This window comes from Emticicia sp. (assembly GCF_049241225.1).
Classification (GTDB): Bacteria; Bacteroidota; Bacteroidia; order Cytophagales; family Spirosomataceae; genus Emticicia.
In genome coordinates, this window is the sequence record NZ_JBMLRC010000290.1 from 1 (window position 1) to 8,986 (window position 8,986).

8 protein-coding genes are annotated in these 8,986 nt (G+C 39.0%); 3 read left to right on the forward strand and 5 right to left on the reverse strand.

Annotation, left to right across the window (positions count from 1 at the left end):
* Positions 1-1,647 (forward strand): AAA domain-containing protein (locus ACOVO2_RS15500; RefSeq protein WP_421770850.1); only part of this gene is annotated, 1,647 nt, incomplete at its 5' end.
* A gap of 62 nt (positions 1,648-1,709) precedes the next feature.
* Here the strand turns inward: ACOVO2_RS15500 and ACOVO2_RS15505 are convergent.
* The 3 genes from ACOVO2_RS15505 to ACOVO2_RS15515 form a co-directional block, all read right to left on the reverse strand.
* The gene (locus ACOVO2_RS15505; RefSeq protein WP_421770851.1) at positions 1,710-2,366 is read right to left on the reverse strand and encodes a Uma2 family endonuclease; all 657 of its coding nucleotides are present in this window, start codon (positions 2,364-2,366) and stop codon (positions 1,710-1,712) included.
* 145 nt (positions 2,367-2,511) lie between these two features.
* On the reverse strand, positions 2,512-3,339 hold the full coding sequence (locus ACOVO2_RS15510) for a sterol desaturase family protein (protein WP_421770852.1): 828 nt from the start codon (positions 3,337-3,339) through the stop codon (positions 2,512-2,514).
* A gap of 72 nt (positions 3,340-3,411) precedes the next feature.
* Positions 3,412-6,222: a DUF5689 domain-containing protein gene (locus ACOVO2_RS15515; protein ID WP_421770853.1), complete on the reverse strand. Its 2,811-nt coding sequence runs from the start codon at positions 6,220-6,222 to the stop codon at positions 3,412-3,414.
* A gap of 138 nt (positions 6,223-6,360) precedes the next feature.
* Here ACOVO2_RS15515 and ACOVO2_RS15520 point away from each other — a divergent pair, with 138 nt between their 5' ends.
* Positions 6,361-6,879, forward strand: a complete 519-nt coding sequence (locus ACOVO2_RS15520; RefSeq protein WP_421770854.1) for a D-glycero-alpha-D-manno-heptose-1,7-bisphosphate 7-phosphatase — start codon at positions 6,361-6,363, stop codon at positions 6,877-6,879.
* A gap of 2 nt (positions 6,880-6,881) precedes the next feature.
* On the opposite strand, the gene ACOVO2_RS15525 is transcribed toward ACOVO2_RS15520, so the two are convergent.
* Both ACOVO2_RS15525 and ACOVO2_RS15530 read right to left on the reverse strand, forming a co-directional pair.
* Entirely contained in the window at positions 6,882-7,007 is a 126-nt protein-coding gene (locus ACOVO2_RS15525) for a hypothetical protein (protein WP_421770855.1), read from the reverse strand.
* Positions 7,008-7,106: 99 nt separating this feature from the next.
* Entirely contained in the window at positions 7,107-8,594 is a 1,488-nt protein-coding gene (locus ACOVO2_RS15530; RefSeq protein WP_421770856.1) for an arginine decarboxylase, read from the reverse strand.
* A 297-nt stretch (positions 8,595-8,891) separates the two neighbouring features.
* Here ACOVO2_RS15530 and ACOVO2_RS15535 point away from each other — a divergent pair.
* On the forward strand, positions 8,892-8,986 hold a 95-nt coding region (locus tag ACOVO2_RS15535; protein ID WP_421770857.1), incomplete at its 3' end, for a Mur ligase domain-containing protein.

The window sequence follows — 8,986 nt, forward strand, 5'->3', positions numbered from 1 at the left end:
GACCCACAAAAAGACCGTGTGGAAGGTACAATTTCGCACCTCAATGCCAATCGTCTAAAAATCACACTCCGCACCGACGAACTTCCAGACTTTGCTCGTGATGGAAAACTCGGAATCGACTTACTTTTCGATGACAACAGCTACGACGAGATGCAAGCAGCTCTCAAATCGGCCAGCGAGATACTTGAAAAACCAGAAGGTAGCTTAGTGAGGATTCTGACGGGTGAGAAAACGCCAACTTTCCGAACCGATTTACACCCAATTTCGATTCCGAAGCTCAATGAGTCTCAAAATAATGCTTTAAATAAAATATTATCAGCCAATGAGTTAGCGATTGTTCACGGCCCGCCTGGTACAGGAAAAACCACCACTTTGGTACAGGCAATCAAGGCACTCAGCAAACAAGAAAATAAGGCCCCGATTTTGGTGGTAGCCCCAAGCAATACGGCCGTTGATTTATTAAGCGAAAAACTTTCGGAGGAAGGACTAAACGTCTTGCGTATCGGTAATCCTGCCCGTGTAAGCGAGCGTCTGATGGCGTTGACATTAGACCATAAAATGACCGACCACCCGATGATAAAAAATGCAAAAACGCTAAAAAAACAGGCCAATGAGTACCGAAATATGGCTCATAAATACAAACGAAGCTTTGGTAAGTCGGAGCGTGACCAACGAAAAGCTTTGTTTGATGAAGCCCATAAAATAATGAAAGAAGTGGGTAATACCGAGCAATATATCATTGACGATTTAGTGGCAAAAGCCCAGGTAATAACGGCCACTTTGGTAGGGGCAAATCATTACACGATTCGTAATGTAAAGTTTCAAACAACCATTATTGATGAAGCAGGCCAAGCCTTAGAGCCTGCGTGTTGGATTCCGATTCTGAAAGCACAAAAAGTAATTCTTGCGGGCGACCATTGTCAGCTCCCACCAACGATAAAAAGCCCCCAAACCCCCAATGGGGGCTTAAATAAAACCCTCCTCGAAAAATGTGTAGCACTTCACCCAGAAGCCGTTACACTTTTGGAAGAACAATACCGCATGAATGAGCAAATTATGGCACATTCATCAAAGATTTTTTATCAGAATAAATTAAAAGCACATGATTCGGTAGCCAAACGTTTACTTTTTGCTGATGATTCACCACTTGCCTTTATCGACACAGCAGGTTGTAGTTTTGATGAAAAATTGGATGGCACAAGTTCAACCAACCCAGATGAAGCTGCCTTTTTGGTAAAGCACCTGAATATTTTTGTAGAAGAATTGAAGAAAAAAATCAGCCCGAATCAATTCCCGAGTATAGCGATTATTTCGCCTTATAAACAACAGATTTCGATTGTGAAAGAACAAGTCGAACACACACCCGAACTACAAGAAGTTTTGCCGCATATTTCCGTCAATACGATTGATAGTTTTCAAGGGCAAGAACGAGACATTGTTTATATCAGTCTCACCCGTAGTAATGCCGAAGGTGCGATTGGTTTCTTATCAGATATTCGCCGCATGAATGTGGCCATGACTCGTGCCAGAAAAAAACTCGTAGTCATCGGCGACAGTGCCACGCTGGCAAGTTCAGAGTTTTATGAGGAATTTATTAATTATACCCAAGAAATCGGTGCTTATCAGAGTGCTTGGGAGTGGATGTAGTGAAAAACGGTGCCTTCGACAGCTTCGGTTGTCCGATACGCTTAGGCACCGTTTTTTAAAATTTATTTTAGCAAACTCTGTAAAACCTCAAAGTTTAATTTCTCATCAAAAATAGCTCTAATCGGAATTTCAAAGCCTTCAATAACCTTACTTTTTATTGTTCCGTTACTTGATTTAAGATTCAATTCGTAGCGTTTTTCTTGTAATAAATATTGCTCAACTACTTCATTATCAGGGTCTATAATCCAATATTCAGCAACTTTGTGGGTTTCATAATCATCAAACTTTACACCTCTGTCATTCTTAGCAGTGCTTTTTGAAAGAATCTCTACTATAAAATCAGGTACTGGAAAAAGCGTTTGAACCTCTTTAAAATCTTTAGCTTTTTCATTTCCGAAAAATACAATATCAGGTTCGTAGTCATTCCGACTAAAAACTGTCATTATTTTTTCGAAACCGACGAATCCTAAAGTATGTTTATAGCAATATATTCTCAATAACTTATACAACAAACCCATTGCGTCATTGTGCCTTTTCATTACAGGAGAATGCACAATCATTTCGCCATTAATGAACTCGGCTTTTATAGATTCATCTGTATCATTGTAGAATTTTTCTCTACGCTGCCTTTCTTCATTAAGTCGAGTATTTACCTCCTGCATCAATATCGCTGCATCGGGTAAATCAAGAATTTGTTCTAATAGGTTTTCGTGAAACATCAATCAATCGCTTTACCTTACTAAGTTAAAGCAAAAATTATTTATTGTCAATTCCTTACGTAAAAAACGTTGCCTTCGGCTACGCTCAGGCAACGTTTTTATCTTCTTCAATAGACTTTTAATTACGCTCAGACACCGTTTTTTTTTACTCCCCTACTGGCTTCCGATACGCCTCAAAAGGGATTTTCAGTAAGCTACCCAAACGTGAATTTTCTTCGGGTTTCATGTGAGTATCAATGCCGTAAATAATTTTTTCTCGGTCGAGAGTCATGTATGTACCAAAAAGCCTGTCCCAAATAGAAAAGATATTTCCATAATTTGAGTCAGTATATGGCAACACATAATGATGATGCACTTTGTGCATATCGGGCGAAACTATCACCCAACTAATGGCATTATCGAGCCACTTCGGAATCACTATATTGGCATGGTTAAACTGCGAAAGTAGCACCGAAATTGCTTGGTACATAAATACCATCCACATCGGAGCTCCCGCAATCACGATTCCTGCCGTGGTGAAAATAAAACGAAATACGCTCTCGCCGGGGTGATGACGGTTAGCCGAGGTAGTATCAACATTAGTATCCGAATGGTGAATCAAGTGAAATTTCCACATCCATTTTACTTTATGCTCTGTCCAATGCACAAACCATGCTCCTATCAAATCGAGCAAAAGCAAACCAACAATCGTATAAGCCCAAAGCGGCATTTCGGGCAGCCATTGCAAGATTCCGAAATTATTACTTACCGCCCATTCGGCCGATTTGAGCAGTATAAATGCCAAAGCAAAGTTGATAACGATTGTTGTCAGCGTAAAAAAAATATTGACTCCTGCGTGCTTGATTTTATTGTATTTAAACTGAAAAAGTGGCACTACGTATTCTGCCATCCAGAAGAAAGCAATGCCACCAATCAGAATAGCACTTCGGTGCGACGACGGAATTGTGGCGAAGTATTCTACTATTTGTTCCATAAAGATTATAAAGGTTTTAGTTTGTAGCCCTAAAAATAATACAAAAAATTCAAACCACAATACAATCTAATCTTATTGCTTTACTATTTTAAATACACTCACACGGCGTTGTTTATCTGCTATTTTCAAGAAATAAACACCTGCCGAACGCTTCGATAAATCGTTATTAAACTGTTGTCTTACACTATCCCAAGTGCCATTTTCTTTAAAAATCATATACCCTTGTGAATTAGAAAGGCTTACCTCTAATAACTGCTTGCTCAGTGTCTCGTCTAAATCAAGGTCAATCATATCAATAGTTGGATTCGGAAAAACTCTTGCATTAATCCCTAATGCAGGTTCGGTAGCAGTTGGTGGTGCTATAAACTGAAAACGTGCAAAAACTGGTAAGTGATCAGAAGTAGTAGCTGTGTAGTTCTTCAGAAATGTAAAAGGCAATGCCACACCTACCGAGCTACTCAAATAGCTGTTTTTTAGCTCATTTGAAATCAAAATATGGTCAATCATATTTTCTTGAGACACATACGAGCGATAACCATCATCGCTTAGGGCCTTGGTTAATGTCTGCCAACGCTCGGCATCGTCAACATATTTTTTATAGCTTGATTCTTTGGTAGAACTAATCACCGAAACGGTTTCGTCAACATCATCGTTAAAATCGCCGGCTATGATAATATTTTCTTTCGGAAACTGAGCATCAAGACTATCTTTCAATACCTCTACATCATATTTCCTTTGGCGATACTGTAACTCTCGGTCAGCTTCAGTACCGGAAGTTCCGCCTGTATTTGCTCTTGCATGTATACCCACAATGTGCAAGCGTTGTTTTACCCCATCAACCGTTACATCAGCAACCATCAAAAATGGCAAACGGCCACTCGCCCAAAAACGAGCGGGGTCTGATGGATAGTTGGGTAAGTTTGTAGCTCCTGTCAATAAAGGTCTTGTAGAAACACTTTTTACAACATCTGTTCTGTAAATAAAACATACTCTCTGAGCATCATCAGCCACGCCTCCTGCCGAAATAGCCGACGAACAAACCCCTTCGTAGCCTTTCATTTTAGCAACTAAATTTTTGAATGCCGTTGGGTTCGATACTTCCTCTAAGAAATACAGATCAGATTTAAGTGAATCTAATACTTGTAGCACATTCGCTTGTTGTAAAGCCTCATTAGAAGGGCCATTGGCTGTATTTCCGTACCAGTTGATATTCCATGTAGTCACATCAAAGGTCTTATCGACCGAAATACTTGAAACCGTTCCTTGTGGCTTTCCTGTACCTGGAATATCAGCTTGCGAACGAGGGTAAATCTGATAGCCATCATTGAAACGTCCAACCACGCCCGAAATCGTAAAAGTCGCTTGTGGTTTTGTACGGCCATCAATGTCAGTTCCCTCCCAAACCCTTACGGTAGCATTGGTAGTACCTTCAGCTATCGTGTAATTTGTATTGGGTAGGAAAACGAATTTCTTATCAGCAAAACTTACATCCTTCACCGAAATTAGATTCCCTTCATTAGCTGCCAGTTGGCTGGTTGTGATAGTTTTTGGTGTTAGAATCTTATTAGTTGTTCCGATTTTTGTAAACTCCGAACTTTGTAGATAAAGCTGCTTACTGATATTTGATAATTTCCCGAAAACTTGTACCGAATCGCCAACCGCTACTGTAGTCGTAATACCACTCACTGGAATTCCACCTGTGGCATCTTCTACGTAAACCAAATTGTTAATTTCACCCGCCGAAGTTATCCTTCCTGCCACTCTCACCGAAGTTTGCTCAATAAGTGTTTTGGCTCGTGCAATAGTAGAAACTACACTGGCATCAACAATCTCATAATTAATTGACTTTGAAGCAATTAACTCATAATTTTTCGATTGCCCATATCTAAAAATCAAGTTCTGTGTACCTGTTTGTGCGGTGTTGAAACTACTCAAAATTCTTACAAAAATACTGGTATTCAACGAACCACTATTGGGTTTTAAGGTGAGGATTACTCCCCAATTTAGCCCATCGGTTGAAACTTGAAATGTTTTTTCTAACTCTGGTAAAATCTCGACATCTCCAACTACATTCGAGGCAATAATATCAACTTTTGCAACTTCCGATGCCTGATTAACATTCTTCGTAATCTTGGCGGGCGTTTTGGCATCAAACTGTGTCTGTACGGATGGCACCAACACTGACTCCCAAGTTGTTCCTACCACAATGCCATCAATTTTCACGGTTGGAGCATTTGCAGCAGCTCCCTGACGCAGGGCAATCGTACCAATGTTACTATCTGTATCGCTTTCGGCGGCTGGTGTCACCGAAGTTGGGGTTGCGGGTTCTTTTTCGGTTATCGTTGGGTTTACATACAAAACAACCTCATCATCCGTCGAATTTCCACTTTTCAGTGTATATTTTAATACGAAAAGATACGTCTTATTCAAATCATAGACCGTAGCAGCATAATTGGGAGTATTACTCGCCTTCGTAACTCCTACCTGAAAGCCAGTTCCACTTTTTTTAGCAAATACTTTCCCTCTAAAAATTGTACTTAGAGTTGTAGGTCCGAGGTGCAAAAAATAATCACCAGCATCTTGTACGGCCGAAAAATTTGCTAAGAATGCCACATAAACGTTACCATCTTTTACCGCAGGAAAATTTCGGTTGATGTCTTCGCCCGAAGTCGTCAAACTGGCCGCTCCGCCAGTGCTTGTCAACCCCGAATAAGCCAAACCATCTACCACTTTTATGGCATTTGTACCCGCCCCACTATGAGCAACCCAACCATTGGAGGTCAGTGATGCACCTGTGCTATATTTGAAGTCTTCGTTGAATAATTGTGCTAATAATGTCGTTGAAATAAAGGCCAACGAAACCGTAAGTAAAGTTTTTAGCATAGTTTTTGAAGTTTTTGTTTCAAATATCGGTTTTTATAATTTATATATTCCATAAACAAAACAAGAAGAATATTTTTTCAGACATTTATCTGAATTTAATTATATTTTTTCTTTTCTTTGTACCAAAAATATTGCTGCATGAAAAAATGTGTTTTCCTTGACCGAGATGGAGTACTAAACGAAGAACAACACGACTACGTAAGTCGAAAAGAAGATTTTGTGATTAGAGAGGGCGTAGCCGAAGGACTCTCATTGCTCAAAAAAGCGGGCTATATGCTCATTGTCGTGACCAATCAGGCCGGTATTGCCAAAGGGCTTTATACCGAAAATCTCGTCAGAGACTTTCACGAAATACTGCAATCGGCATGTGGAGGAATCATAGACGACTTGTACTTCTCGAAACATCACCCAAGCTATACTTCAAACTCATTACTACGTAAGCCTGATTCGCTCATGCTTGAAAAAGCAATGGCTAAATACGAAATTGACTCAACGCAATCGTTTATGATTGGCGATGCCGAACGTGACGTAAAAGCAGGAAAAAAAGCCGGTGTGAAAACAATCCACATCACCGGTGGAAAAGAAACAACAGATTTGGCCGACTGGCAATTTGGCAGCCTGCTCGAAGCATCTCGATTTATTACTCAGATTGTGTAAAATCAAGCGTGTCTTTTATCAACAGTAGTTTTTGGAGTAGTTTTTCCATAAGCTGGACATTGCTGACGTTTGCATGAAGCCATTGCTCCTACTACTAAAAGACTCAAAATCAGTAATTTAATTTTCATCAGAATTTCATTTTTTGTTCTCTCAAAACTCAATGATTTGTGCAGGTAGTATATCTGCACAAACCATTTTCTCTTAAACGTATATTTTCTAAGAATATTTTACGATGCTACTTCTTCGGTAATTTCTTCGGTAGCCTTTTTAACCTTCTTTACGGTTGTTGTTTTGGGTGCTTCTCCGTTTCCGTTTGCTTTAAAACCTAAGATTTTCAGCATAGAATCGCTGTCTTGCTCAGGCGAGAAAAGCTCAGTTATGATATTACCATCGTCATCCAAATTTACCAATACGTGTTGTGGTGCAGGAATCAAACAGTGCTGAATACCACCATAGCCACCCAACGACTCTTGATACGCTCCCGTATGGAAGAAACCAATATACTGGTCTTCGTTTTCTATGTCGAAAATAGGTAAATACAAATCCTCTGAGTGAGCCTCGGTATTGTAGAAATCAGCCGAGTCGCAAGTCAATCCACCGAGATTTACCTTTTCATACGGACTATCCCAATTATTAACTGGCATCATGATATATTTCTGGCCAATCCCCCACGAATCAGGCAATTGCGTAATAAATGAGCCATCAATCATGTACCACAACTCACGGTCGTTTTGTTGTTTTTTGTCGATAACCTTATAAATAACCGCACCACTTTCACCCACGGTATAGCTACCAAATTCGGTAAAGATATGGGGTACAGGCACGTTATTTTTATTACAAATCCACTGGATATTTTCAATGATTTCGTCAATCATCGCTTGGTAATCATAGTTGAAAACCAACGATGTCTGAATCGGTAATCCACCACCAATATCAATCGAATCGAGGTCTGGACAAATCTTCTTCATCTCGCAATATTTAAACATAAAACGAGTTAATTCCGACCAATAATAAGCGTTGTCTTTGATACCAGCATTGATAAAAAAGTGCAACATTTTGAGCTTAAAGCGTGGATTTGGCTTTATTTTATCCAAATACAAGCTATTAATATCATTATAACGAACTCCCAAACGAGAAGTATAAAAAGCAAAGTTTGGTTCTTCGTCGGTCGCAATTCTGATACCCACACTCACTGTTTCGGCAGTTGAATGCTCCAGATAATAATCAATTTCTTTCAGATTATCGAGAATCGGAATGCAGTTAATGAAGCCATCGTTATGCATGGCCGAAATGTCTTCCAAGTATTTTGGACGCTTATAGCCATTGCATATCACGTAAGTATTCTTGTTTATCTTTCCATCATCATACAAGGCTCTGATGATATTTATATCAAAAGCCGATGAAGTTTCGAGGTGAACGTTACTTTTAAGAGCGGTTTCGATTACAAACTTAAAATGCGATGATTTCGTACAGTAGCAATACGTATAGTTACCTTTGTAGTTATATTTTTTCATAGCATTTCTGAAAAGCAATTTTGCATTATCAATATGCTCTGCTATTTTTGGCAAATAACTAATTTTCAAAGGTGTCCCATACTCCTTGATAATATCGGTCAAGCGAACGTTATTGAAAAGTAATGTGTGATTTTCATCCACACCAAACTCACGAGTTGGAAACTCAAAGGTTTGTTCGATAAGGTCTATGTAACGTTTCATATCTTAAAAAGTAGCACAATAGTTGGTTTACTCAACAAATTGACTAATAGCTTTTACCGCTTTCGACGGATAATAATGGAAATTTGAAAAATATGTGCAAATGTCATATTAAATTAAGAACTTTGCAATGAAATTTGTTTGAAATTAAGAATATAAGACGGGGTCGCCCGTTCGATGAGAAATTGAGAATGTCTTTTTCTTATCCAAATTTTTTATTTAGTTTAATGTATAACTTAATACTGACTAAAAGTAAAACCATCATTCTTAATTTTTAATTCTTAATTAAGTACTTTCTTCATGTCCAAAAAAATACATTTCATAGCTGTTGGGGGTGCTGTAATGCACAATCTTGCCCTTGCATTAAACAAAAAAGGGTATCAGGTTACAGGTTC